This is a genomic window from Mesorhizobium sp. WSM4807, from assembly GCF_055811615.1.
This window is the reverse complement of sequence record NZ_JBVVQY010000006.1, coordinates 115,392-140,309: the sequence shown is the minus strand read 5'-3', so window position 1 is coordinate 140,309 and position 24,918 is coordinate 115,392. Positions and strand designations below refer to the sequence as shown.

The following is a 24,918-nucleotide window of genomic DNA, read 5'->3' as shown; positions in this document are numbered from 1 at the left end:
AAAAATTTCGCAGTTCCAAAGCCGATTGCGGTTCACTAATGTTGTGCCGCAATCAGTGCTGCGGTGAACCATGTCCGATGCTTCCAAGACCTCAGGCATGACCCGGCTGCGGAATTATTTCCTGACAGGTTTTGTTGTCTGCGCGCCGCTGGCGATCACCGCCTACATTGCATGGTCCTTCATCGGCTGGGTCGATTCCTGGGTGAAACCCTATATTCCGGCGCGCTACAACCCCGATAGCTATTTGCCGGCGCCGGTTCCGGGTTTTGGCCTGATCGTCGCCTTGATCCTGATCACCCTGATCGGTTTCCTGACCGCCAATATCGTCGGCCGCGCCATCGTCTTGTTTGGTGAGCGCCTGCTCGGCCGCATGCCGCTGGTGCGCGGCATCTACGGCTCGCTGAAGCAGATCTTCGAGACCGTGCTGTCGAACAAGGGAGACATGTTTCGCCAGGTCGGGCTGGTCGAATACCCGCGCAAGGGCGTCTGGTCGCTGGTCTTCGTCGCCAGCGAGAAGGAAACCGAGATCAACCAGAAGCTCGACCAGGAAGGCAACCCGCTGATCGCGGTGTTCATGCCGTGCACGCCCAACCCGACCACCGGCTTCCTGATGTATGTGCCGAAATCCGATGTCGTGCTGCTCGACATGACGATCGAGGACGGGGCCAAGCTGATCGTCTCGGCCGGGCTGGTGGCACCGGAGGTCAAGACGAAAATGGTGACGTTGAACGGCAAGCCGATCGGCGTGCAGATCGCCAATCCGCCGGTGGGTGCCGGGCCTCAGCCGGCGCGCAAGAGCCGCACCGCTTCGTCGCGGCCGAACAAATAAAGCAGCATGCGAAGGGCGGCGCCGCGTTCGGATTGCAGCTCCGGATCGCGCGACAGGATCAGCCGTGCGTCGTCGCGGGCGGCTTCGAGCAGGTCGGCATGCGCCTCGATGCGCGCCACCTGGAAGCCCGGCGTGCCGGACTGGCGGGTGCCCAGCAGCTCGCCTTCGCCGCGCAGCTTCAGATCCTCCTCGGCGATGCGGAAGCCGTCCTCGGTCTCGCGCATCACCGACAGCCGGCGCGTTGCCGTCTCGCCGAGCGGATCCTTGTAGAGCAGCACGCAGGAGGACGGTTTTTCGCCGCGCCCGACCCGGCCGCGCAACTGGTGCAGCTGGGCGAGGCCGAAGCGCTCGGCATGCTCGATGACCATGATCGTCGCATCCGGCACATCGACACCGACCTCGATGACCGTGGTGGCGATCAGGATGCGTGTCTCGCCGGCCTTGAAGGCGCGCATCGCCTCGTCCTTTTCGGCGCCCTTCATGCGTCCGTGCACCAGGCCGATTTGGTCGCCGAACAGCTGATACAGTGAGGCAAAACGGTCCTCCGCCGACATCAGCTTGATCTCTTCGGACTCCTCGACCAGTGGACAGATCCAGTAGATCTTCTGGCCGTCGGCGACGGCGTCGCGCATGCGGCCGACCAGTTCGTCGAGCCGCTCGAGCGGCAGGGTGACGGTGCGGATCGGCTGACGACCAGCCGGCTTTTCGGTGAGCTTCGACACGTCCATGTCGCCGAAGGCGGTCAACACCAGCGTGCGCGGGATCGGCGTCGCCGTCATCACCAGCATGTCGGGCGCATCGCCCTTGGCGGTGATGGCAAGCCGCTGGTGGACGCCGAAACGGTGCTGTTCGTCGATGACGGCGAGGACGAGGTCGTGGAACGTCACCGTTTCCTGGAACAGGGCGTGGGTGCCGACGACGATGTCGATCTCGCCATCGGCCAGACCGGCCAACGTGTCGGTGCGCTCGCGGCCCTTTTCGCGGCCGGTGAGGATAGCAACGCGCAGGCCCGCCTGTTCCGCCAAAGGTGCAATCGTCGCAAGATGCTGGCGCGCCAGGATTTCGGTCGGCGCCATCAACGCCGCCTGGCCGCCGGCCTCGGCGGCGCGTGCCATGGCGAGCAGCGCGACAACCGTCTTGCCGGAGCCGACATCTCCCTGCAGCAGGCGCAGCATGCGTTCGGGGTCACCGAGATCGGTGTTGATTTCGGCAAGCGCCATTTCCTGCGAATTGGTCAGCGAATAGGGAAGGGCGGCGCGCAGCTTTTCGACGATGCGTCCGTCGCCGACCAATGGTCTTCCGGATAAGCGGCGGACTTTTGCCCGCACCAGCGCCAGCGACACCTGGCCTGCCAGAAACTCGTCATAGGCGAGACGCCGCCAGGCCGCGCCGTCGACGGAGACGTCGAGCGGGTCGGCGGGATTGTGGATGCGGGCGAGCGCGTCGCCGAAGGCAGGAAAGGTCTGGCGGCGCAGAAACTCGCCGTCCTGCCATTCCGGCAGCACCGGCAAGCGAGCGAGCGCCTGGCCGATTGCCCGGCGCAGCACTTTTCCCGAGAGCCCGGCGGTGAGCGGATAAACCGGCTCGACCAGCGGCAGGTTTTCCGCCTCACTGGCCAACGCGATGTGGTCGGGATGAACCATAGTCGGGCGGCCGTTGAACCATTCCATGCGCCCGGAGACCACGACATGCTCGCCCTCAGGCATCGCCTTTTCAAGATAGGCGGCGTGCGCATGGAAAAAGGTCAGCGCGATCTCGCCGGTGTCGTCATGGGCGTAAACCCGGTACGGCACCGATCTGTTGCCGCGCGGCGGCGGCTGGTGGCGGTCGATGCGCACTTCGAGGGTGACGATCGCGCCTTCGGCCGAACCGGCGATACCCGGCCGGTTGCGGCGGTCGATCACCGTGTGGGGCAGCACGAACAGAAGATCGCCGGCACGCGCCGCGCGGTCGCCGAGATCGGCCGGCACGACCTTCTCGATCAGTGCGCCGACCTTCGGCCCGACGCCGGCAAGCGAGGTGATCGGGACAAACAGCGGATCGAGGAGGGAAGGGCGCATGATGTCAGCTTATGTCGAGACAGCCGCAGCGCAAGGCTGACACCGCCCTCTATCCACGCTATATGCGCCGCTTCAGGCAAGGATGCTGGACAATGACCGGAACAAGACGATCAAGCGAGGGGCTCGACGCCCGCCGCCGCAAGCTTCTGTTTCGGTCCTGGCATCGCGGCATGCGTGAAATGGACCTCATTCTCGGCAGTTTCGCGGATGCCGAGATCGGCGCCTTGACCGGCGACGAACTCGACCAATATGAGAGGCTCCTCGACATTCCCGATACCGAATTCCTGCCCGTGATCACGGGCAAGCGCCCGATTCCCGCAAATATCGAATGTGCCGTCCTGCAAAAAATCCTGGCTTCGCGCCAGGCGATGACATTCTGAATACGTGATTCCATGAGCCTGATCCCCACCATCGGCCTGCCGAAAGGCCGCGCCGGCCAGTTCATCGTCGACGGCGTCGCCGACGGTTACGAAGCCTTTGCGCTGGTGCAGGCCGCGCACGAGATCGCGCCCGACAAGCCGGTGCTGTTCGTGGCACGCGACGGCCAGCGCCTGCCTTCGATCGTCGAGGCGCTTTCATTTGCCGCGCCTGGCCTGCCGGTGCTCGAACTGCCGGCCTGGGATTGTCTGCCCTATGACCGCGTTTCGCCCGGCTCGGATGCAGCCGCGCGGCGGCTCGATGCGCTCACGGCAATGATCGCGTTGGCGAAGAAACCGCACCGCGCCGTCATCCTGACCACCGCCAACGCGCTGCTGCAGCGCATTCCGCCGGCAGGCCTTGTCGAGGCGCAGACATTTCACGCCAAACCCGGCAACCAGATCGACATGAACGCACTGGCGTCGCGGCTGGAGATATCAGGCTTCGAACGGGTGCCAACCGTGCGCGGCGTCGGCGAGTTTGCCGTGCGCGGCGGCATTCTTGACCTGTTCGCGCCGGGCTGGACCGAAGCGCTGCGGCTCGATTTCTTCGGCGACACGCTGGAATCGATCCGCGTCTTCGACGCCGCTACGCAGCGCACCACCGGCCAGCGCAAGTCGATGGCGCTGCAGGCGATGAGCGAAGTGGCGCTGACGCCGGAGTCCATCAGCCGCTTCCGCCGCAGCTACATCGATGCCTTTGGCGCACCCTCGCGCGACGATGGGCTGTATGCGGCGGTCAGCGAGGGGCGGCGTTTTGCCGGCATGGAGCACTGGCTGCCGTTCTTCTACCAGCGGCTGGAGACGGTGTTCGACTATCTGCCGGACACGCCTGTCGTGTTCGACCATCTGGCGCATGAGGCACTGACTGAGCGCCATGCGCTGATCCTCGACCATTACGAGGCGCGCAGGAAACAGGCCGACGGCGCGTTGAAGGACGCCGTCCCCTACAAGCCGGTGCCGCCCGACCTGCTTTATCTGTCGCCCGAAAACCTCATCGCCTCGCTTGGGCCGCGCGAAGCGATCGACTTCACGCCGTTCGACGCGCCCGATGCCGGCGCGAAGAAAATCTTCCATGCCGGCTCGCGGCATGCCCGCAGCTTCGTCGAGGAGCGCGCCGACCCCAACATCAACGTCTTCGACGTCGTCGTAAAACACATTGCCGATGAGCGCGCCGCCCGCCGCCGCGTCGTTATCGCCGGCTGGACCGAAGGTTCGCTCGACCGGCTCGGCCAGATCCTGGCCGAGCATCACCTCGGCAATCTCAGGCCGGTCGCCACATTGGCCGAGGCGGAAAAGCTTGAACCGGGGCAGGCGGGACTTGCCGTGCTGCCGCTCGAATCCGGCTTCGAGACCGAGAAACTGGTCGTCGTCGCCGAGCAGGACATTCTGGGCGACCGGCTGATCCGTCGCTCGAAGCGCAAGAAGCGTCCTTCCGACTTCATCGCCGAGGCCTCGGCATTGTCCTCCGGCGACATCGTCGTCCATACCGATCACGGCATTGGCCGGTTCATCGGACTGCGCACCATCGAGGCGGTCGGTGCGCCGCATGATTGCCTCGAAATCCATTATGCCGGCGACGACCGGCTGTTCCTGCCGGTGGAGAACATCGAACTTCTGTCGCGCTATGGTTCAGATTCGGCCGAAGCGACATTGGACAAGCTTGGCGGCGGCGCCTGGCAGTCGCGCAAGGCGCGGCTGAAGCGGCGGCTGCTCGACATGGCCGGGCAGTTGATCCGCATCGCCGCCGAGCGGCATATGCGCGCCGCTCCTTCGCTGGTGCCGGGGGACGGTCTCTATGGCGAATTCGCCGCGCGGTTTCCCTATGAGGAGACCGACGACCAGCAGACGGCGATCGATTCGGTCATGGGTGATCTGGGCGCCGGAAAGCCGATGGACCGGCTGATCTGCGGCGATGTCGGCTTCGGCAAGACGGAAGTTGCACTTCGCGCCGCCTTCATCGCGGCGATGGAAGGCTTTCAGGTCGCGGTGGTGGTGCCGACGACGCTTCTCTCGCGCCAGCACTTCAAGACCTTCTCGCAGCGCTTCTCCGGCTTGCCGATCCGCGTCGCCCAGGCTTCGCGGCTGGTCGGCGCCAAGGAACTGGCAGAGACGAAGAAAGGTATCGCCGAAGGCACGGTCGACATCGTCGTCGGCACTCATGCGCTGCTCGGCTCGTCGATCTCGTTCAAGAATCTCGGCCTGTTGATCATCGACGAGGAACAGCACTTTGGCGTCAAGCACAAGGAACGGCTGAAGGACCTGAAGAGCGACGTGCATGTGCTGACGCTATCGGCAACGCCGATCCCGCGCACGCTGCAGCTGGCGCTGACCGGCGTGCGCGAACTGTCGCTGATCGCCACGCCGCCGGTCGACCGCCTGGCGGTGCGCACCTTCATCTCGCCCTTCGATCCGCTGGTCATCCGCGAGACCCTGCTCCGGGAACGCTACCGTGGCGGCCATTCCTTCTATGTCGTGCCGCGCATCAGTGATCTGGCGGAAATTCATGATTTCCTTCGCGAATCCGTGCCCGAGCTGAAAGTGGCTGTCGCTCACGGCCAGATGCCGCCCGGCGAACTCGACGACATCATGAATGCCTTCTATGACGGCCAGTACGATGTGCTGCTGTCGACCACCATTGTCGAATCCGGCCTCGATATCCCGACCGCCAACACGCTGATCGTGCATCGCGCCGACATGTTCGGCCTGTCGCAGCTTTACCAGCTGCGCGGCCGCGTCGGCCGCTCGAAGGTGCGCGCCTATGCGCTGTTCACGCTGCCGGCCAACCGCAAGCTGACCGACACTGCCGAGCGGCGGCTGAAGGTGCTGCAGTCGCTCGATACGCTGGGCGCCGGCTTCCAGCTCGCCAGCCACGATCTCGACATCCGCGGCGCCGGCAACCTTCTCGGCGAAGAGCAGTCCGGCCACATCAAGGAGGTCGGCTTCGAGCTTTACCAGCAGATGCTGGAGGAAGCCGTTGCCGAGGTGAAGGATTCCGGCGAGGTGCAGGATGGCGGCTGGTCGCCGCAGATCGCCGTCGGCACGGCGGTGATGATCCCGGAAAGCTATGTTCCGGACCTGCAGCTGCGGCTGGCGCTCTATCGCCGCCTCGGTGACCTCGAAAACACCGAGGAGATCGACGCCTTCGGCGCCGAGCTGATCGACCGCTTCGGACCGTTGCCGGAGGAAGTGAAGCATCTGCTGAAGATCGTCTTCATCAAGGCGCTCTGCCGCAAGGCCAATGTCGAAAAGCTCGATGCCGGACCAAAGGGCGTCGTCATCCACTTCCGCAAGCGCGAGTTCTCGAACCCCGTCGGACTGGTCACGCTCATTGCCGAGCAGGGCTCGCTGGCCAAGATACGGCCGGACCACAGCGTCGTGTTCAGCCGCGACTGGCCGACCCCTGAAAAGCGTCTGGCCGGGGCCGCCGTCGTCATTACGCAATTGGCTCGGCTGGTGGAGAAGGCTGCCTAGCAAGGCGTTGCTGCTGCTTTGGCCAACGACTACGCCGGCAGTTCCGGCGCATCACGGCCATTCGCCACACGTCCAAATCCGGTCTAGAATAGGAAATCGGCTTCGTGTATGGAGCCGCGATCCCCATTTGGGGGGCGAAATGGCGGGCGATAGCACCTGCTGGAAAGAACGTTGGGTGCAACGATGACGAAATGGTCGCCGAATTCGTGGAGAGCAAAGCCGATCCAGCAGGTTCCTGCCTATCCGGATCTTGCCGCGGTGAAGAACACGGAAGCCCAGCTCGCCACCTTTCCGCCCCTGGTTTTTGCAGGCGAGGCACGCAAGCTGAAGAAGCAGCTTGCGAACGTCGCTGCCGGTGACGCATTCCTTCTCCAGGGCGGCGATTGCGCCGAGAGTTTTGCCGAGCATGGCGCGGACAACATCCGCGACTTCTTCCGCGTCTTCCTGCAGATGTCTGTGGTGCTGACCTTCGCCGGTGCGCAGCCGGTGGTGAAGGTCGGCCGTGTCGCCGGCCAGTTCGCCAAGCCGCGCTCGTCCGACAATGAGACAAAGGGCGGCGTGACGCTGCCCAGCTATCGCGGCGACATCATCAACGGCATCGAGTTCGACGCCAAGTCGCGCATTCCCGACCCCGCACGCCAGGAGATGGCCTACCGCCAGTCGGCGGCGACGCTCAACCTGTTGCGCGCCTTCGCCCAGGGCGGCTACGCCAACCTGGAGAACGTGCATCAATGGATGCTCGGTTTCGTGTCGGACAGCCCGCAGGGTGAGAAATACGAGTCGCTCGCCATCCGCATCACCGAGACGATGGACTTCATGAAGGCCGTCGGCATCACATCGGAGACCAATTACGCGCTGCGCGAGACCGACTTCTACACCAGTCACGAGGCGCTGCTGCTCGGTTACGAGGAGGCGCTGACCCGCGTCGATTCGACCTCAGGCGACTGGTACGCAACTTCCGGCCATATGATCTGGATCGGCGATCGCACCCGCCAACCCGACCATGCCCATGTCGAATACTGCCGTGGCATCAAGAACCCGCTGGGCCTGAAATGCGGCCCTTCGCTGACGCCGGATGGCCTCTTGCAACTCATCGACCTGCTCAATCCGGAGAATGAGCCCGGCCGGCTGACGCTGATCGCGCGCTTCGGTTCCGACAAGGTCGCCGAGCATCTGCCGAAGCTGGTGCGCGCGGTGCAGAAGGAAGGCCGCAGCGTCGTGTGGTCGTCGGATCCGATGCATGGCAACACGATCGAGGCTGCCGGCTACAAGACGCGGCCATTCGACCGCATCCTGAAGGAAGTGCAGAGCTTCTTCGAGGTGCATCGCGCCGAAGGCACGCATCCGGGCGGCATCCATATCGAGATGACCGGCAAGAACGTCACCGAATGCACCGGCGGCGCCCGCGCCATCACCGCTGAGGAGCTGCAGGACCGCTACCACACCCATTGCGACCCGCGCCTCAACGCCGACCAGGCGATCGAGCTGGCATTCCTGGTCTCGGACCTGCTCAAGAAGAGCCACCCGGTTCAGCACAAGCAGGCCGTCAACGGCTGATTTCAGTCGCCATCGATCAAGAAGCGTCGGAGACACCCTCGCTTGTTGGCAACTGGTGCGCCTGGCCTGACCACTTTAGGCGATGGAAACGTCAACTGCTTTCGAATGAGGAACCCGGACCACTGGACGACTCATCACCGCCGGGTATCTCCGGGCTATCTACCTTGGCTCTTCTTGAGTGCTCTGATCACTCTATGCCGTGGCTCCATGCGCTCATGAAGAACTCGAACGACAATGACGCCGATCGTATCGTCCGAGAGGCGACCCCTCATATGATAAAGGCAATGCGCAGCACCTCCGCGCCTTCTCGCAGCGATCTCCAGGTGCAGCAGTCGAACACCCGCGGCGAGTTCGCCGCGCTCGATGGAATCTGGTCGATCCGGGGCTTCCGAGACTAGCTGGATACCAAGTTCGATTATGCGGGCATAGGCCCGGACCTGCTGCGGACCGAACATCCGCATCGTATTTCGCAAGATGTCCCTGATATCGCGTTCGGTGGGTTCGGTAAGCTCGTGTCTCATCTCCTGGGCGATTCGAGCATCACCTCGTCGAGAATGTCACTGACGCTTTTCTTCGAGAAGCGTCCTGCGTCGGCGGCTTCCACCCCAATACTGATTTCGCGCCGAAGGATGGCAAGTTTCTCCGCCTGTTGGGCCTTTTCGTGTCGCAGCAGGCGCAGCGCTTCCCTGACTACTTCACTCGAGGAACCGTACCCGCCTTGGGATACTTCCTGCTCCACGAATTCGACCATATCGCTTGGAAGGCTTACGTTCATCGTTGCCATGCGCTTCCTCTGCCTCTGGGCTCGCCCGATAAATGAGAGCTTGGCAATCTTTGTCAATGGCAATGAGGCCTGAGTTGAGGACGACGATGCCTCAAACTTGAGGCTCCTTCAGATTTCGTAAGCAAGTGGGGTCCTCAAACGCCATAAGAGGGCGCCCTGGGAAGTTCCGTATTGCGTTCCACGCACCTTGCGATAAAACTGATTGCGAAATGCAATCAGTTATGCACCTTCGTGCGGGGACAGAACGGAGGCACCAATGGCGAGGATCGTCTACGCCATGCTGATGTCCTTGGACGGCTACATCGCCGGGCCGGACGGAGACATTGCCCTGCCGGTACCCGAAGGGGAGCTGCACCGGCATTTTAGCGACATGATGAGGCAGACCTCGATCGCGCTCTGTGGACGCCGGATGTACGAGGTGATGCGCTTCTGGGACGGTCCGGACCGAGAGACCGGTGCCGAAATCGAGCGGGATTTTGCCCGCGCCTGGCGCGAAACCCCGAAGATCGTGTTTTCGACGACGATTCGGGAAGTCGGACCTAATGCCCGTCTGGCGAACGGCGATGTCGAGAACGTGGTGAAATCTCTCAGGTCGGAAGCGGATAGCCAGATCACCGTTGCTGGCGCCGATCTTGCCGCGCAGCTCGCACGATCCGGACTCATCGACGAGTACAGGCTCTACATGCACCCGGTCGTGCTGGGCGGCGGCAAGCCGTACTTCCAGTCCGGCGTGTCGCTGACCTTGAGGCCGCTTGGTAAGGAAAGCCTTACCCAGGGCGTGACGCTGCTGCGCTACGCACCCGCCGGTTGAGGCGTGGCTCGACGTGGTTTTGCGAGTGGTGACAATCCGACAATCGGCCGGTTTCGACCCTGTGCAGGAACGTCAAGCATCGTCCGCTTCACGGCCGATCAGTTCGATGAATGCATCGAAATCAGGAACAACTTGCTCAGCAGTTTCGGGTCCAGCAATCATGTCGATCATGACCACCCGCCAGGGCGAATTCTTCCGTATGTCAAAGGCTAAGAATTCTCCGCCACCGTTACCTCCAAAGATAACAAATCCTACCAGATGGTCTCTGCCATAATTTCGCGTACGAATCCCTTCCATGACCTCAGCGGCGGTATCGAGGCACAGGTTATAAGGATTAACAGGCAGCGGCCCTTCTCCGCCGTTAGTGAACGTCAAGAGACGGTAGTACGCATCCGGCAGTTCAACTGGCGAGACTTGCTTCAGTTCAGCGAGCGCTTCAGCGGAGGCCCCCGGCACGCCAAACCATTCGCGACCGTCAAGCATGAATCAGACCCAACACATGTTCATCTGAAGCAGAGTAGCTTGAACAGTCGACCGCTTTCTACCCCAAGCGGTAGTTTGGCGTGCACCAAGCGTGTGATTTTCATCACCAGGATCTGCTCAGCGCCCCGCGTTCCCAGCGCAATCCGTTTAGCCGGGGATCGGCGGCAAAGGCCGTCCTGGAAAACTCGATCCGCTTTTCCGGGAACTCACAGATCGCCTGCACGCCGAAGGCGCCCAGCCGGATGCGCCAGGTATGGGGTTCCAGCGGCTTCAGCCTGGCAAAGGCGCTACATGCCAGCAGCGCCACATTGGCGCCTTTCGGGTCGCGCACGGAGCGATAGCGGATCGCCTCCAGCCCGGCTTCGCGCGCGACATCGGCAATATTTTGGCAGGCCGCGTAGTCGGTCGGGTGCGTCCACGCCGCCGCGTCGCGGTCGAGCGGCGGCCGCGTCAGGTCGATCACCTTTGTGCTGCGTATCGCGGCAGCGAAGGCGGTGTATTCGGCGGCGTCGCGCGGCCACGGCGTAGCCGGCGATTCCGCGAAGTACAGCAAGCGGTAAAAAGCCATCTCGGAAACGGCGGTCATCATGGTTTCCGCCGCATAGTAGACGCCCTTGGTCCTCCCGGCGCGGCGGAAGCGCGAACCGTGCGGGTAGATCGAGCCGTAGCGGAAGGGCGTTGCCAGGAGATAATGCAGATGCCGGCATTCCAAGGGGATTTGCGGCTTGGTTTCCTCGATCAGGTCTTCGAGGACGGCCTGCTCGTCGAGCGTGTCAACGACTTTCAATGTCGAGACGCGGTGCTGCGCCTCGACCATGCGCCAGTACTTGCCCTCGAGCTTGGACTTGCCATCGAGTTTGGCGGCTTCAGACGAGAGCACGTCGGGAGTCCAGATAGGCGATGACATCGATAAGCCCTGATATCGTCACGATTTTTTCGAGCGGGGTGCCGTCGAAGGCCGTGTTGGCGTTCTTCAGCCATGCCCGGGCGACGGTCTTGTCGCCGCCGACTATGGCGTCGAGCGAGCGGAACAGCCGGACGAACAGCACGGCAAGCTCGAACGGCTTGGTTCCACGCTCCAGCAGGAATTCCTGCCTGCGCATGCGCGAAACCGTGGCTTCCGAGACCCCGATGATGGAGGCAAGCATCCTGGCGGTAATGTCCAGCAGGTCTGCGGCGCGCAGCGTGGCCTTGGTCAGGACTGCATTTTCGGCCGGGTTGGCGGCAAGATGGGGCTGCATTGTAAGCGTCTCTCCTTTCTGATGAAAATATATGCCATGAAAATTCATATGGAAAGATGTTGGCTTTAAACAATTTGGCGGACCGTCGAGAGGCTGCTCGCGCGGCCCGCCGCTTTGTACAAACCGTGCTATGCGTGACATGCCCGCCGAATGTCGCATTTGCTGGGACATAGCCGCTGCAAAACTGGAATCCTGGCAAGCACGCCGATGCCATAAACGGCGATTTCAGGGTGGCGACTGAGTTGGGAGGCAAGATGGACGACGCTCATACCGGATCATGCCTGTGCGGGGCTGTGCGGTTCAGGACGCGCGGGCTGTTGCGCGGCGTGATCTATTGTCACTGCTCGCAGTGCCGGAAGCAAAGTGGTCACTTCTACGCTGCAACCAATGTTCCCAACGCAGACATTACAATAGCGGGCGCGGAAAGCATCACCTGGTACGAAGCATCTTCGTTTGCCAGGCGCGGTTTCTGTAAGACATGCGGCTCGCTGCTGTTCTGGAAGCCGCAGGATGATGAATATGTCTCGGTTTTGGCCGGACTGTTCGACAAGCCCACCGGACTTCAGGGCCAATGTCACATCTTCGTCGGCGACAAGGGCGACTACTACACGATCGACGATGGGCTGCCGCAGTTCGAGAAGTCGACGCCATCGATCAAGGTCGCCGACGAATGATTTTGCAGAGGTCGCCTTATTCCCTTGATCCGGCCATTGCGCTATCCCCTGCCGGTGGTTCGGAAAGGTTTGGCATGCAGCGGCTGATCGATGCTTTCTTCAATTCAGTGCGGGCATTTCGCAAATTGGCTTCCAGCGAGAAAGCCTTCCAGCAGGAGTTGATGCTGCTCGTGCTTGCCTTGCCGCTCGGCTGGTTTGTTTCGGTGTCGTGGCGCGGCTATGCCCTGCTGATCGGCGCGGTGCTGCTCCTGATCATGGTCGAAGTGCTGAACACCGGCATCGAGGCCGCATGCGATGCGTTCAGCCGGGAGTTCAACGTCGATATCCAGCTCGCCAAGGACTGTGGTTCGCTGGCGGTGCTGATTTCGGTGGTGATTGTTGCCGGCGTCTGGGGCATCGCCATCATCGAGCGAATCATGGGGCTACCGATCTAGCCATCAAATCCCTACATGCCGGTCACTGCGGCTTGATCCCGACCATGAGCTATTCCGAAAACCGGTATGCGCTTTTCGGGATCATGGCCTGAGGAGACCGACATGACCGAGGCCGCCGATTTGCTGCTGCTCGAGCGGGCAGGCCTGCCGGACGATTTGCGCTGGCTGGCCGAAAAATACCCGCGCGAGGTGTGGCAGGGCCACACCAACATCCATGGCATAGCCACTATGTGGCTGCAGCGGCACAACATGTTCCGCGAGCTCGGCGGCATGCTGACCAACGGCATCGGCGACTATCGCGAGGGCAGTCTGACGGCGCCGGAGTTCGCGCGTTGGTTCGCGCCGCGCCTCAACCATTTTCTCGGTCATCTCGACGGTCACCATAACGTCGAGGACAATCATTATTTCCCCGTCTTCGCCAAGGCGGAGACCCGGCTGAAACGCGGCTTCGAGATTCTCGATGCCGATCATCACACGATCCATGAGGGGCTGGAGCGCAATGCCGAGGCGGCGAATGCCTTCATCCGTACGCTTGAGGAGAGCGAGGACAAGCAGCGCTTTGCCGCCGATGCCTATGCCGACGAGAACAGCCGGCTGATCGCCATGCTGACCCGCCACCTTGCCGATGAGGAAGACCTGATCATCCCGCTGATACTCGATCGTGGCGACCGTGCGCTCTGCATCGACTGATCCTCACCTCTCCTTGCTACGCTCCGTGTTGGCGATGGTGTGAGCGATGAACCAGGCAAGGACGGCCACGCCCAACCCAATCGTCAGGGCGATCAGCAATCGCTCGTGACGGGCCAACGCCTGACCGACGATGCGCTCCGCGCCCAGCCCGAACACATAGCCGATGGTGGTGAACAATCCGGCCCAGACCATGGATGAAATGACGTTGAGAATGACAAAGCGCGTCACGGCAATGCCGGACAGTCCGGCCGCGATGCCGCCGATAAGGCGCAGGCCGTAGATAAAGCGGTTCGTCAGCACGAAAATGTCGGGATGGGTGGAGACAAGACGATAGGCGTGACTGAAACCCGGCCGGCCCTTCAGTTTGACCACGAACGGATGGTCGGCGAAGCTTCGTCCGAGGATAAAGAAAAAGGTGTCGCCGACGAAGGCGCCGATGGCCGCTGCGAGAAAGGCCTGCCAAAGGACGAAGACATGCTGATGCGCGAAAAACCCGCCAAGGATGGCGGCACTTTCGCCCTCGGCTATACAGCCCAGAAAGACGACAATCAGCCCATATTGCTCGATGAGATGGTGGATGGCATCCGTCATGAAGGCGTCCGCTGCTTCGACAGAATCTCGTCGATCCGCTTCACCTGTTCGGCCAGCTGCGCGATCTCGTCGCGCATGCCAACGATCTGGCTGTGGCGCAATTCGTCCAGCTTCTCATGTAGCGCCATGATCTCGATCTCGGCCTTGAGATTGACCTCGTAGTCGTGGGCGGCGTCGATGCGGTCGCGCTCCGCCTGGCGGTTCTGCGCCATCATGATCACCGGCGCCTGCAGCGCCGCGATCATGGAGAGGATGAGGTTGAGGAAAATGAAGGGATAGGGATCAAAGGCATCGCGCGACAGGAGCCAGACATTGCCTGACGTCCACAGGATCAGGAAGGCGATGAAAGCCAGGATGAAGGACCACGAACCGCCGATCCGGGCGATGGTGTCGGCGAGGCGGTCGCCAAACGTCTGATGAAAAGCGACGGCCTTGTTGGTATCCTTGGAGATCGTGGTGCGCTCGAGCGTTGATTGCAGCACCCGGTTTTCAAGCGCGCTGAGACCATCCGGCTTTCGCTTCAGCCAACGGTTTGCCAGTTCCTCGATCGTCTTGTTCATCGTCGCCCTCCGTCGTCAGCGATAGAGGTAGAGGCTACTGGTTCGTACGGGAAGTGGTAGATTGACGCGATAAGGTGAGGAAACAATGTTGGATTTTCAGAAAATTTGCGCCCGCGCAGCAGAACGCAAAGGTGGTGAAGCCTCATTGGCCTCGCTGCTGGGGGCTATGCCCGACAATGCTGCGGTGGCTGACATTACCGACGACCGCATCCTGTCGACCATGGCCGAGCGTGTTTTCGCCGCTGGTTTCGTCTGGCGCGTCATCGAGCAGAAATGGCCTGGTTTCGAAGAAGCGTTCCTCGGATTCGAGCCGAAGCGGCTGCTGTTCCAGCCCGATGATTTCTGGCACGACCTGACAGCCGACGAGCGCATCGTGCGCAACCCGCAGAAGATCAAATCCGTCCGCGACAACGCAGCCTTCGTCGAGCGGGTATCGAGGGAGCATGGCGGCTTCGGCAAGTTCCTCGCCGATTGGCCGGCGGATGATCAAGTCGGGCTGATGGCCTATCTCGCCAAGCATGGCAGCCGGCTCGGCGGCAACACCGGCCAGTATTTTCTGAGGTGGCTGGAGTGGGACGCCTTCATCGTCTCGGCCGACATGGCGGCCGCACTTCGCGACGCCGGCCTCGACATCGCCGAAAGCCCGACGTCGAAGCGGGATCTCGACAAGATCCAGAACCAGATCAATACCTGGGCAACGAAAACCGGCCTGCCGCGCCGGCATATTTCGCGCATTCTGGCGATGTCGATCGGCGAGAACCATTCGCCCGAGGCACTGCGCGAATATATGGGCGAATAGGACACGATCGACATTTCGATCGGTCCGACATGATCGACATTCGTCGATCGGTCAGTGGTCCAAGCAAACGCCATTGCCCGGCGAATTTTGCCGCGCTAAGTCAGCAGGCATGACCGACAACACCGCTTCCGACACATTGCGCATCGCCGTCGCCCAGCTCAATCCGACGGTTGGCGACGTCGCCGCCAATCTCGCCAAGGCGCGCGAGGCGAGGGCGGATGCCGCCCGACAAGGCGCCGACCTCGTGCTGTTCACCGAGCTTTTCCTCGCCGGTTATCCGCCCGAAGATCTAGTGCTGAAGCCGGCGTTCCTGAAGGCCTGCGAGCGGGCGGCGCAGGATTTCGCCGGCGATACCGCCGATGGCGGGCCCGGCGTCATCATCGGCACGCCGCTGAAGCGCAAGAGCGGCACGCACAATTCGATCATCTTTGCCGATGGCGGCAAGATCCTTGCCGAGCGCTACAAGCTCGATTTGCCGAACTACGGCGAATTCGACGAGAAGCGCGTCTTCCAGGCCGGCCCTGAAATGCAGGGACCGGTCAATTTCCGCGGCGTGCGCTTGGGGATTCCGATCTGCGAAGACATCTGGGGCGATGTCGCCATCTGCGAGACGCTGGCCGAAAGCGGCGCGGAAATCCTGCTGGTGCCGAACGGCTCGCCCTACTATCGCGGCAAGGTCGACGTTCGCCACCAGATCGTCATCCGTCAGGTCATCGAATGCGGATTGCCGATCATCTACGCCAATCAGCTTGGCGGCCAGGACGAGCTGATCTTCGACGGCGCGTCGTTTGCCATAGGTTCTGACAAGACGCTGGCCTTCCAGATGAGCCAGTTCGAGGAGACGGTCAACGTCACCACCTGGAAGCGAAACCGCGCCGCCGCAGGCGCGCAAAGTGGAAATAATTCCGAGGGGTGGGTCTGCTCCGAAGGGCCGATGTCGAAAATCCCGGAAAAGGAGGAGGCCGATTACCGCGCCTGCATGCTGGGCCTGCGCGATTACGTCAACAAGAACGGCTTTAGGAATGTCGTGCTCGGCCTTTCCGGCGGCATCGATTCGGCGATCTGTGCAGCGCTTGCCGTCGATGCGCTCGGCGAGGAACGGCTGCGCGCCGTGATGATGCCTTATCGCTACACCTCGAAGGACTCGCTCAAAGACGCCGAGGATTGCGCCCGTGCGCTCGGCTGCCGTTACGATATCGTGCCGATCTTCGAGCCGGTCGAGGGATTTCTGCACACGCTGACGCAGCTTTTCGAGGGTACCAAGGAAGGCATCACCGAGGAAAACCTGCAGAGCCGCGCGCGCGGCACCATTTTGATGGCGATCTCCAACAAGTTCGGCTCGATGGTGGTCACCACCGGCAACAAGAGCGAGATGTCGGTTGGCTACGCAACGCTCTACGGCGACATGAATGGCGGCTTCAACCCGATCAAGGACCTCTACAAGATGCAGGTCTATGCGCTGGCGCGCTGGCGCAATACGCACGTGCCGCCGGGCGCGCTGGGCCCTTCCGGCGAAGTGATCCCGAATAACATCATCGACAAGGCGCCGTCGGCGGAACTGCGCGAGAACCAGACGGATCAGGATTCGCTGCCGCCCTATCCGGTGCTGGACGACATCTTGGAGTGTCTGGTCGAGAACGAGATGGGTGTCGACGAGATCGTGGCCCGCGGCCACGACCGGGCGACGGTGACGCGCGTCGAGCACCTGCTCTACATCGCCGAATACAAGCGCCGGCAGGCAGCGCCCGGCGTGAAGATCACCAAAAAGAATTTCGGCCGCGACCGCCGTTATCCCATCACCAACCGGTTCAGGGATGGCGGGTAGATCACCGTTTCTCGCTCTTGTGAAAATGGCTGCCGCGAGGAAGTGCACAACCCGCGATTGTTGCAAAATGGTCTCACTGGTTGGACCAGATGCGCTTTCGGCCTTCCACTGACTTGGCGCGGCGTTGAGGCGTCTCTATAAGGGCGTCTTCGTGATCCCCTACGCATCGGCCCGAAAATCGCAATCGATTTTCGGAAAGCACGATGCGCAGGTTCAAAATGTTAGAGCGTACTTTGTGCGTCCAAATGGACGCACGTCGCTCTAATGGGAGGACCGAATGGCAGGATTTGACACCGTTATGCGAGGCCGCGAAGCCTAGGTCTCAGAGGGCGCGCCGGAAGGTTTTCATCTTCACGGCCAAGCCCATCTGACAACAGGCGTTCGTCGATGCCGGTCGCTGCCCGTATTCGGGCGAGCCGCCAAATATGCCGAACCTCCGCATTCCCGGGCGCTAATTCGCCCAACGCGGTTTTTTCAATTTTCGACCTTACCGGGGCCGGGCTCGCTTGCGCCCGAATGACATCATGGCTCGTTTTCAGATAGATTTGCGCGCCGGCGCCTTTCGCAACGTCCTTGGCTTCACGCTCAGCCATTGGCGGCGCCAGCCGTGGCGGCTTTCGCTCATCATGGGCACGTTCCTGCTGTCGACCTTGGCCGACGTGCTGACGCCGTTCTATTCCGGCCGGCTGGTCGACGCCGTTGCCAGCAGTGCTGCAGCCGACGATGTCGCGTGGAATGCGGCGACGGCGGCGTTTTCGATGCTGGTGGCGCTGGCGCTCACCGGCGTCGTGCTGCGCAACCTCGCCTTCATGGCTATCGTCGAACTGACCCTGAAGATGATGGCGGATATCGCCGCCGACGCGTTCCATCGCGTCCAGCGCTTCTCCACCGACTGGCACGCCAACAGCTTCGCCGGATCGACCGTGCGCAAGATAACCCGCGGCATGTGGGCGCTCGACCTGCTCAACGACACGATCCTGATAGCGCTGCTGCCGTCCGTCGTCATGCTCGTCGGTTCGACGCTGCTGCTCGGCTGGTTCTGGCCGCTGATGGGTGCTGTCGTCGCCGCAGGTTCGGTGCTGTTCATCGCGGTGACGGCGCTGCTGTCGCTTGGCTATGTCGCGCCCGCGGCAAGGCTTGCCAACGCATGGGACACGCGCCTGGGCGGCTCGCTGGCCGATGCGGTGAGCTGCAACGCCGTGGTCAAGGGTTTTGGCGCCGAGGAACGCGAGGAAACGCGCCTCGGCAAGGTCGTCGCCAGATGGCGCGCCCGCACGCGCCGCACCTGGGTGCGTGGCACCGTCAACGGCACCACGCAAGGGTCGATGCTGCTGCTTCTGAGAACAGCGGTGATCGGATTTTCCCTGCTTTTATGGTCGTGGGGGCAGGCGAGCGCCGGCGATGTCACCTTCGTGCTGACCTCGTTCTTCGTGCTGCAGGGCTATTTGCGCGATATCGGCACGCATATCCGCAATTTGCAGCGCTCGATCAACGACATGGAGGAACTGGTCGACTTCCAGTCCGAGCCGCTCGGCATCGAGGATGTGCCCGGCGCCAGGCCGATCCGCATCACTGACGGCCGCATCAGCTTCGACGACGTCACCTTCCATTATGGCAGCCACCGACTGCCGCTCTATCGCGACTTTTCGGTGGACATCGCGCCGGGCGAGCGCGTCGGGCTGGTCGGCCATTCGGGCTCGGGCAAGACGACCTTCGTCAAGCTGATCCAGCGCCTTTACGACGTGAACGCGGGAACGATCCTGATCGACGGTCAGGATATTTCCGGGGTGGCGCAGGCGTCGCTGCGTGGGCAGATCGCCATCGTCCAGCAGGAGCCGATCCTGTTCCACCGGTCGCTGGCCGAAAACATCGCCTATGCCCGGCCGAGCGCCACGCAAGCCGAAATCGAGCACGCGGCACGGCTGGCAAGCGCGCACGACTTCATCGTCGATCTGCCGAAAGGCTATGGCACGCTGGTCGGCGAGCGCGGCGTGAAACTATCAGGTGGCGAGCGCCAGCGGGTGGCGATCGCGCGGGCCTTCCTCGCCGATGCGCGGATCCTCATTCGGGACGAGGCGACGTCGAGCCTCGATTCAGAATCGGAGGTGCTGATCCAGCAGGCGATGGAGCGGTTGATGGTCGGCCGCACGACGCTGGTCATCGCGCACCGGCTTTCGACGGTACGGGCGCTGGACAGGCTTCTGGTGTTCGATCGCGGCCGCATCGTCGAGGAGGGTTCGCATGACCAACTGATCCGGCTGCAAGGCGGCATCTACCGCCGGCTGTTCGAGCGCCAAGCGCTCGAATTGACCAAGGGGCTGGTGATCTGACGACTTACAGCGCCGCGCATCCATTAGAGCGACGTGCGGCCACTTGGACGCACAAAGTACGCTCTAACTTTGAATCTGCGCATCGTGCTTTCCGAAAATCGGTTCCGATTTCGGGCCGATGCGCTAGGACGCGCGGCGCTGCCGCCTTTTCATCGCCTTCGTCATGTTCTATGTCTGCGGCCCAAGCGCGGGGGCGTGTCTTGTCAACAGCAAAACCATCCGGTACGCCCCGTTCATGACAGTTACCGTCCGTTTCGCCCCATCACCCACCGGCCGTATTCATATCGGCAATGCGCGCACTGCGCTGTTCAACTGGCTGTTCGCCATGAACAACAAGGGCCGCTTCATCCAGCGCTTCGACGACACCGATGTCGCCCGCTCGACGCAGGAGTTCTCCGACGCCATCCTCTACGACCTGCATTGGCTGGGCATCTTTCCGGACGCCACGGAGTACCAGTCACGGCGCTTCGAGATCTATGATGCGGCGATGGAGAAATTGAAGGCGGCGCGCCTTCTCTATGCTTGTTACGAAACACCCGAAGAGCTCGATCTCAGGCGCAAGGTGCGCCGCACGCGCGGCCTGCCGCCGGTCTACGGCCGCGAAGCGTTGACGCTGACGCCTGAGCAGATCGCCGAATACCAGTCCGATGGCCGCCGGCCGCACTGGCGCTTTCTGCTGCCCAATTTCACAAGCGACCCGTTGCAGCCGGAGCGCACGGAAATCCACTGGAACGATCTGGTGCGCGGCGAGGAAACCGTCGACCTTGCCTCGCTTTCCGACCCGGTTCTAATGCGCGAGGACGGGACCTATCTCTATACTCTGCCTTCGGTGGTCGACGACATCGAGATGGGCGTCAGCCACGTTATCCGTGGCGACGACCACGTCACCAATACCGGTGTGCAGATCGCCCTGTTCCAGGCATTGGGTGCCGAGCCGCCGGTGTTCGGCCACCACAATCTGTTGACCACCGCATCGGGCGAGGGCCTGTCGAAGCGGAGCGGCGCGCTCTCCATCGAGAGCTTGCGCGAGAGCGGCATCGAACCGATGGCCGTCGCCTCGCTGGCCGTGCTTGTCGGCACCTCGGAAAACGTCGTGGCGGTGCCCGATATGACCGAGCTTGCCCGGCGCTTCGATCCGGCAGCGACGTCGAAATCCGCCGCCAAGTTCGACCCGGACGAGCTCTTCGTGCTCAACCGCACGCTGCTGCACCATATGCCGTTTTCCGAGGCGCGCGACCGGCTGATCGTGCTCGGCATTTCCGGCGAACAGGCCGAGCCCTTCTGGCTGGCGGTGCGCGGCAATCTCGACAGGCTGGCCGACGCCGCAATCTGGTGGCGCACACTTCGCGACGGCCCGCAGGAGCAGCCGGACTTTTCCGACGTCGACCGCGATTTCCTTCGCCAGGCGTTCGACCTTTTGCCGGAAGACCCCTGGAACGGGTCGGTGTGGAAGGAGTGGACGGGCAGGATCAGGGAAGCGACCGGCCGCAAGGGCAAGGCGCTGTTCATGCCGCTCAGGCTGGCGCTTACGGGGCAGCCTTCGGGGCCGGAGCTTGCAGATCTGTTGCCGCTGCTGGGTCGGGAAGGAACGTTGGCCCGACGACCCTGACCTTGCGCTGTCCCGGCGGCGGCAAAGTCGTCGGCGAGGGTTTGACGGCGAGGCGGTTGATGGCTTCGCGATCGAGCCCGCCTCCGACATTGGCCAAAGTCTCGGGGTCGGCGCCTGGATCGGGTTTGGCGACAGGCATCGGATTGAGCGGCGTGGTCTCTACATCTGCCTCGGTCTGTTCGGGGCTTGGCGGATTGCCGGCAATGATCTCGAAATTCTGTGCAGCGTTGCAGCCGCAGGCCGGCGGGCGAGACGTTTCGGGCTGCTTGTAGAGATAGGCGGTCGGCAGTTCGCTGTAGGGCCTGCCGGTTACAGAAGACGTCATGTCAGCCGAATCGTCGCCTATGCCGCGCGTATAAAACACCTGCATCTCGGTGCCGGGGCAACTCGAATCGCAGTTCTTCTGGTCGCGCTCGAAATCGCCCAGCGAGGCGGCATTCGACATCGGGAAGAAATAGCCGTCGCAGGTGCGCACGCACATCGTGCGGAATTCGCCGCCAAGACCTGGCAGGTCCATGCCGTCTGGCTGATTGATCATGCCGCGGAGACCGCGTTCTTCGTCGGGATCGCTCGGTTCGTCCAGCGCATCGGGCTGATTTCTGGCGTCGCCCAAAAGCCGATCGAGCAGATTTCCATTGCCGTTCTCACGGTTCGCTTCCAGGACAGGCGCACGTTTCGAAGGCACTATGCTGTCGCGACAGTCATTGGCGTCGAGCGAAGCCAATATGCGCGCGCGATCGCGGCGCGAGCCGCCGTCGGCGAGCTGCGCGCGCTTGATCTGCAGGGCATCGAGATTGGCGATCATGCGGTCGAGCGTGGCCTCGACTGCGGCGCAAGCGTTGCGATTGCGGCCGAGCAGCAAAAAGGCGCAGCCGGCGCTGTCGGACTGGCGGCTTGCCTTTGAAATCTGCTCGCGCTGCCGCACGATCGCGTCGTCGTATTTCCGGAGCAGGGCCGGCTTGCCGCCGCCACCGCGCGAAGCGGCCGCGAGATCGGCTTCCAGCTGGCGGCAAACACCGGAGGCGGCCTGCGGCTGAGTGACGGCAAAGCCTGATAGCGCCAGGGCGCAGAGCAGCGCCGCGGCACGCGTCAGCTTCCACCCTAGGCCCATCATTCGCCCTGAGCTCCTTTTATCCGTCCGTCGCGAAAGCTACCGCATTTGCGATTATTTACTTAGCTTACCGCGAAAGCCCGTTTTAGCCCAGATTTACCACCGCCTGCGCCTTATGGGCCGCTTCGACCACCGCGAGCGCCGTCATGTTGACGACGCCGCGCGACGTCACCGACGGCGTCAATATATGCGCCGGCCTGTCGGTGCCGAGCAGGATCGGCCCGACATGCAGGGCGTCCATCATCGCGCGCAGCGCGGTGAGCGTGATGTTCGCCGAATCGAGATTGGGGAACACCAGCAGATTGGCTTCGCCCTTCAGCCGCGAATGAGGATAGACGCGCTGGCGCAGCTGCTCCGACAGAGCCGAGTCGGCATGCATCTCGCCGTCGCATTGCAGGTCTGGCGCAATGCGCGCCAGGATCGCCGCTGCCTGCCGCATCTTGAGCGCGCTTGGCGAGTCGCGTGAGCCGAAATCCGAATGCGACAGCAGGGCGGCCTTGGGCTCGATGCCGAAGCGCTGGATTTCTTCGGCAGCCAGCACCGTCATCTCGGCGATCTCCTCGGCCGTCGGATCGACGGTGACATGCGTGTCGGTGAGGAAAATGATGCCGCGCTGCGAGATCAGCATGGAAAGCGTCGACAGGTCATGGTCCTTGATACCGGCGCGCGGGCCGATGATCAGGGTGACATTGCGCAAATGCCGCTCGAAACGTCCTTCCAGTCCGCAGACCATGGCGTCGGCGTCGCCACGCTTAAGGGCAAGTGCTGCGATCACGGTGTTGTCGGTGCGCACCATGGTGCGCGCGGCCTCCGTCGTCACACCGCGCCGGCCGGCGAGTTCGATCAAAAGATCGACATAATGGCGATAACGGGGGTCGTCCTCGGGATTGATCAGGCCGAAATCGACGCCCGGCTTGATGCGCAGCCCGTAGCGTTTCAGCCTGACTTCGATGACATGCGGGCGACCGATCAGGATCGGCTCGGCGATGCCTTCCTCCAGCACCACCTGGGCGGCACGCAGCACGCGCTCGTCCTCGCCGTCGGCATAGATGACGCGCTTGGCGCTCGACGTCTTGGCCATCGTGAACACCGGCTTCATGACCAGGCCGGAGCGGAAGACGAAGCGGTTCAGCGTGTCGATATAGACCGTCATGTCGGTGATCGGCCGTGTCGCGACACCGGTGTCGCAGGCGGCCTTGGCGACGGCCGGAGCGATGCGCAGGATCAGCCTGGGATCAAAGGGCGAGGGGATCAGGAAATCGGGCCCGAAGATCGGCGTTTCGCCGGAATAGGCGCGGGCGGCGACATCCGACGGTTCCTCGCGGGCAAGGGCCGCGATCGCCCGCACCGCGGCCATCTTCATCTCTTCATTGATGGCGCTGGCGCCGCAGTCCAATGCGCCACGAAAAATGTAAGGAAAACAAAGTACATTGTTGACCTGATTGGGAAAATCGGAGCGGCCGGTGCAGATCATTGCATCGGGTCGCGCCGCCCGTGCCGCTTCCGGCATGATCTCGGGGTTGGGGTTGGCCAGCGCCAGGATCAGCGGTTTTGGCGCCATATGCTGGAGCAATTCCGGTTTCAGCACGCCGGCGGCCGAAAGACCCAGGAACACGTCGGCGCCGGGCAGCACATCCGCCAGCGTGCGCGCCTCGGTGTCCTTCACATAGGGGTCCTTCCAGCGGTCCATCTCGTCGACGCGGCCCTTGTAGGCGACGCCGAAACGGTCGGTGACCCAGATGTTTTCGACGCGCGCGCCAAGCAAAACCAGCAAGTTGAGGCAGGCAAGGGCCGCAGCTCCTGCGCCGGAGGTGACGATCTTGATGTCGGAGATGGTCTTGCCGGCAAATTCCAGCCCGTTGAGCACGGCGGCGGCGACGATGATCGCGGTGCCGTGCTGGTCGTCGTGGAAGACCGGTATGGCCATGCGGGCCTTCAGCCGTTCCTCGACCTCGAAGCATTCGGGCGCCTTGATGTCCTCGAGGTTGATGCCGCCGAAGGTCGGCTCCAGCGCCGAGATCGTCTCGACCATGCGCTCGATGTCAGGCGCGTCGATCTCGATATCGAAGACGTCGATGCCGGCGAATTTCTTGAACAGCACCGCCTTGCCTTCCATCACCGGCTTGGAGGCGAGCGGACCGATATTGCCCAAGCCGAGCACCGCCGAACCGTTCGATACGACGCCAACCAGATTGGCGCGCGCCGTGTAGTCGGCGGCGGTTGCCGGATTGTCGCGGATTTCCAGACAGGGCGCCGCGACGCCGGGCGAATAGGCAAGCGCCAGGTCGCGCTGGTTGCCGAGCGGCTTTGTTGCCTGGATTTCAAGCTTTCCAGGCCGCGGATGCTTGTGGAAATAAAGCGCGGCTTCGTCGAGGTCCGACCGGGCTGCTTTTTTGTTTTCGCCTTCCATGCGGGCCTCCCTGCTATGCTGCCTTGAAGCCCTTTTAGCATGCAGCGTTGGTTTTTCACGATGCCAAATGACGCAACCGCCAATTAGGCGGAAGAATCGTCAAAAACTCATCTATGTCAGATTGTTGCGCTGAAATCCTCACCTGCCTTGTCGCTGCCGGGCTGATGTCATGGGAGCGCATTGCGCGACCGGGGTATGTCCGATCGCCGGCGGTCAAGTGCAGCCGCAAC

General features: G+C 62.5%; 21 protein-coding genes. 12 read left to right on the top strand and 9 right to left on the bottom strand.

Features of this window, described 5'->3' with window-relative positions; all coding sequences use genetic code 11:
- Positions 1 to 70 precede the first annotated feature (70 nt).
- A complete protein-coding gene (locus AC0L3N_RS10130; protein ID WP_473487276.1) occupies positions 71 to 829 on the top strand; it encodes a DUF502 domain-containing protein in 759 nt (252 codons plus the stop codon).
- Here AC0L3N_RS10130 and recG read toward each other — a convergent pair.
- The gene (recG, locus tag AC0L3N_RS10125; protein WP_473547469.1) at positions 781 to 2,889 is read right to left on the bottom strand and encodes an ATP-dependent DNA helicase RecG; all 2,109 of its coding nucleotides are present in this window, start codon (positions 2,887 to 2,889) and stop codon (positions 781 to 783) included. The two genes, AC0L3N_RS10130 and recG, sit on opposite strands and share 49 nt — an antisense overlap.
- 92 nt (positions 2,890 to 2,981) lie before the next feature.
- Between recG and AC0L3N_RS10120 the strand changes: the two genes are divergently transcribed.
- The 3 genes from AC0L3N_RS10120 (at position 2,982) to AC0L3N_RS10110 (ending at position 8,336) form a co-directional block, all read left to right on the top strand.
- Positions 2,982 to 3,269, top strand: coding sequence for an FAD assembly factor SdhE (locus AC0L3N_RS10120; protein ID WP_473547467.1), 288 nt, complete (start codon positions 2,982 to 2,984; stop codon positions 3,267 to 3,269).
- A 12-nt stretch (positions 3,270 to 3,281) separates the two neighbouring features.
- Positions 3,282 to 6,779 carry a transcription-repair coupling factor gene (mfd, locus tag AC0L3N_RS10115; protein ID WP_473547465.1) on the top strand — a complete coding sequence of 1,166 codons (3,498 nt, stop codon included), beginning with the start codon at positions 3,282 to 3,284 and terminating at the stop codon, positions 6,777 to 6,779.
- A gap of 183 nt (positions 6,780 to 6,962) precedes the next feature.
- Positions 6,963 to 8,336, top strand: a complete 1,374-nt coding sequence (locus tag AC0L3N_RS10110) for a class II 3-deoxy-7-phosphoheptulonate synthase (protein ID WP_473547463.1) — start codon at positions 6,963 to 6,965, stop codon at positions 8,334 to 8,336.
- Between the two features lie 517 nt (positions 8,337 to 8,853).
- Here the strand turns inward: AC0L3N_RS10110 and AC0L3N_RS10105 are convergent.
- Positions 8,854 to 9,120 (bottom strand): type II toxin-antitoxin system ParD family antitoxin, encoded by a 267-nt coding sequence (locus tag AC0L3N_RS10105; RefSeq protein WP_123145931.1) that lies wholly within the window; start codon positions 9,118 to 9,120, stop codon positions 8,854 to 8,856.
- A gap of 256 nt (positions 9,121 to 9,376) precedes the next feature.
- On the opposite strand from AC0L3N_RS10105, the gene AC0L3N_RS10100 reads away from it, so the two are divergent.
- Positions 9,377 to 9,931 (top strand): dihydrofolate reductase family protein, encoded by a 555-nt coding sequence (locus AC0L3N_RS10100; RefSeq protein ID WP_473547461.1) that lies wholly within the window; start codon positions 9,377 to 9,379, stop codon positions 9,929 to 9,931.
- 72 nt (positions 9,932 to 10,003) lie between these two features.
- Here the strand turns inward: AC0L3N_RS10100 and AC0L3N_RS10095 are convergent, their stop codons facing one another.
- The 3 genes from AC0L3N_RS10095 to AC0L3N_RS10085 all read right to left on the bottom strand — a co-directional run bounded on the left by AC0L3N_RS10095 (position 10,004) and on the right by AC0L3N_RS10085 (position 11,655).
- Complete coding sequence (locus AC0L3N_RS10095; protein WP_123145749.1) at positions 10,004 to 10,414, bottom strand: SMI1/KNR4 family protein; 411 nt, start codon at positions 10,412 to 10,414, stop codon at positions 10,004 to 10,006.
- 103 nt (positions 10,415 to 10,517) lie between these two features.
- Positions 10,518 to 11,321: an RES family NAD+ phosphorylase gene (locus AC0L3N_RS10090; protein ID WP_473547459.1), complete on the bottom strand. Its 804-nt coding sequence runs from the start codon at positions 11,319 to 11,321 to the stop codon at positions 10,518 to 10,520.
- Positions 11,281 to 11,655 carry an antitoxin Xre/MbcA/ParS toxin-binding domain-containing protein gene (locus AC0L3N_RS10085; protein WP_473547457.1) on the bottom strand — a complete coding sequence of 125 codons (375 nt, stop codon included), beginning with the start codon at positions 11,653 to 11,655 and terminating at the stop codon, positions 11,281 to 11,283. The genes AC0L3N_RS10090 and AC0L3N_RS10085 overlap by 41 nt, the downstream gene beginning before the upstream one ends.
- A gap of 254 nt (positions 11,656 to 11,909) precedes the next feature.
- Between AC0L3N_RS10085 and AC0L3N_RS10080 the strand changes: the two genes are divergently transcribed.
- The 3 genes from AC0L3N_RS10080 to AC0L3N_RS10070 all read left to right on the top strand — a co-directional run bounded on the left by AC0L3N_RS10080 (position 11,910) and on the right by AC0L3N_RS10070 (position 13,453).
- Entirely contained in the window at positions 11,910 to 12,329 is a 420-nt protein-coding gene (locus AC0L3N_RS10080; RefSeq protein WP_473547455.1) for a GFA family protein, read from the top strand.
- Positions 12,330 to 12,403: 74 nt separating this feature from the next.
- On the top strand, positions 12,404 to 12,763 hold the full coding sequence (locus AC0L3N_RS10075) for a diacylglycerol kinase (RefSeq protein ID WP_027155134.1): 360 nt from the start codon (positions 12,404 to 12,406) through the stop codon (positions 12,761 to 12,763).
- A 102-nt stretch (positions 12,764 to 12,865) separates the two neighbouring features.
- Complete coding sequence (locus tag AC0L3N_RS10070; protein ID WP_473547453.1) at positions 12,866 to 13,453, top strand: hemerythrin domain-containing protein; 588 nt, start codon at positions 12,866 to 12,868, stop codon at positions 13,451 to 13,453.
- 3 nt (positions 13,454 to 13,456) lie between these two features.
- Here the strand turns inward: AC0L3N_RS10070 and AC0L3N_RS10065 are convergent, their stop codons facing one another.
- Both AC0L3N_RS10065 and AC0L3N_RS10060 read right to left on the bottom strand, forming a co-directional pair.
- The gene (locus AC0L3N_RS10065; protein WP_473547451.1) at positions 13,457 to 14,044 is read right to left on the bottom strand and encodes a DedA family protein; all 588 of its coding nucleotides are present in this window, start codon (positions 14,042 to 14,044) and stop codon (positions 13,457 to 13,459) included.
- The gene (locus AC0L3N_RS10060) at positions 14,041 to 14,604 is read right to left on the bottom strand and encodes a DUF1003 domain-containing protein (RefSeq protein WP_123145753.1); all 564 of its coding nucleotides are present in this window, start codon (positions 14,602 to 14,604) and stop codon (positions 14,041 to 14,043) included. The genes AC0L3N_RS10065 and AC0L3N_RS10060 overlap by 4 nt, the downstream gene beginning before the upstream one ends.
- A gap of 85 nt (positions 14,605 to 14,689) precedes the next feature.
- Here AC0L3N_RS10060 and AC0L3N_RS10055 point away from each other — a divergent pair, with 85 nt between their 5' ends.
- The 4 genes from AC0L3N_RS10055 (at position 14,690) to gltX (ending at position 21,167) form a co-directional block, all read left to right on the top strand.
- A complete protein-coding gene (locus AC0L3N_RS10055) occupies positions 14,690 to 15,403 on the top strand; it encodes a DNA-3-methyladenine glycosylase I (protein WP_123145754.1) in 714 nt (237 codons plus the stop codon).
- Positions 15,404 to 15,512: 109 nt separating this feature from the next.
- A complete protein-coding gene (locus AC0L3N_RS10050) occupies positions 15,513 to 17,228 on the top strand; it encodes an NAD+ synthase (protein WP_473547449.1) in 1,716 nt (571 codons plus the stop codon).
- 524 nt (positions 17,229 to 17,752) lie between these two features.
- Positions 17,753 to 19,558, top strand: coding sequence for an ABC transporter ATP-binding protein (locus AC0L3N_RS10045; RefSeq protein WP_473547447.1), 1,806 nt, complete (start codon positions 17,753 to 17,755; stop codon positions 19,556 to 19,558).
- A gap of 235 nt (positions 19,559 to 19,793) precedes the next feature.
- Entirely contained in the window at positions 19,794 to 21,167 is a 1,374-nt protein-coding gene (gene gltX, locus AC0L3N_RS10040; protein WP_473547445.1) for a glutamate--tRNA ligase, read from the top strand.
- Here gltX and AC0L3N_RS10035 read toward each other — a convergent pair.
- Positions 21,085 to 22,281, bottom strand: coding sequence for a DUF2865 domain-containing protein (locus AC0L3N_RS10035; protein ID WP_473547443.1), 1,197 nt, complete (start codon positions 22,279 to 22,281; stop codon positions 21,085 to 21,087). The genes gltX and AC0L3N_RS10035 overlap by 83 nt on opposite strands.
- 82 nt (positions 22,282 to 22,363) lie before the next feature.
- Positions 22,364 to 24,688, bottom strand: coding sequence for an NADP-dependent malic enzyme (locus tag AC0L3N_RS10030; RefSeq protein WP_123145757.1), 2,325 nt, complete (start codon positions 24,686 to 24,688; stop codon positions 22,364 to 22,366).
- Between the last annotated feature and the right edge of the window lie 230 nt (positions 24,689 to 24,918).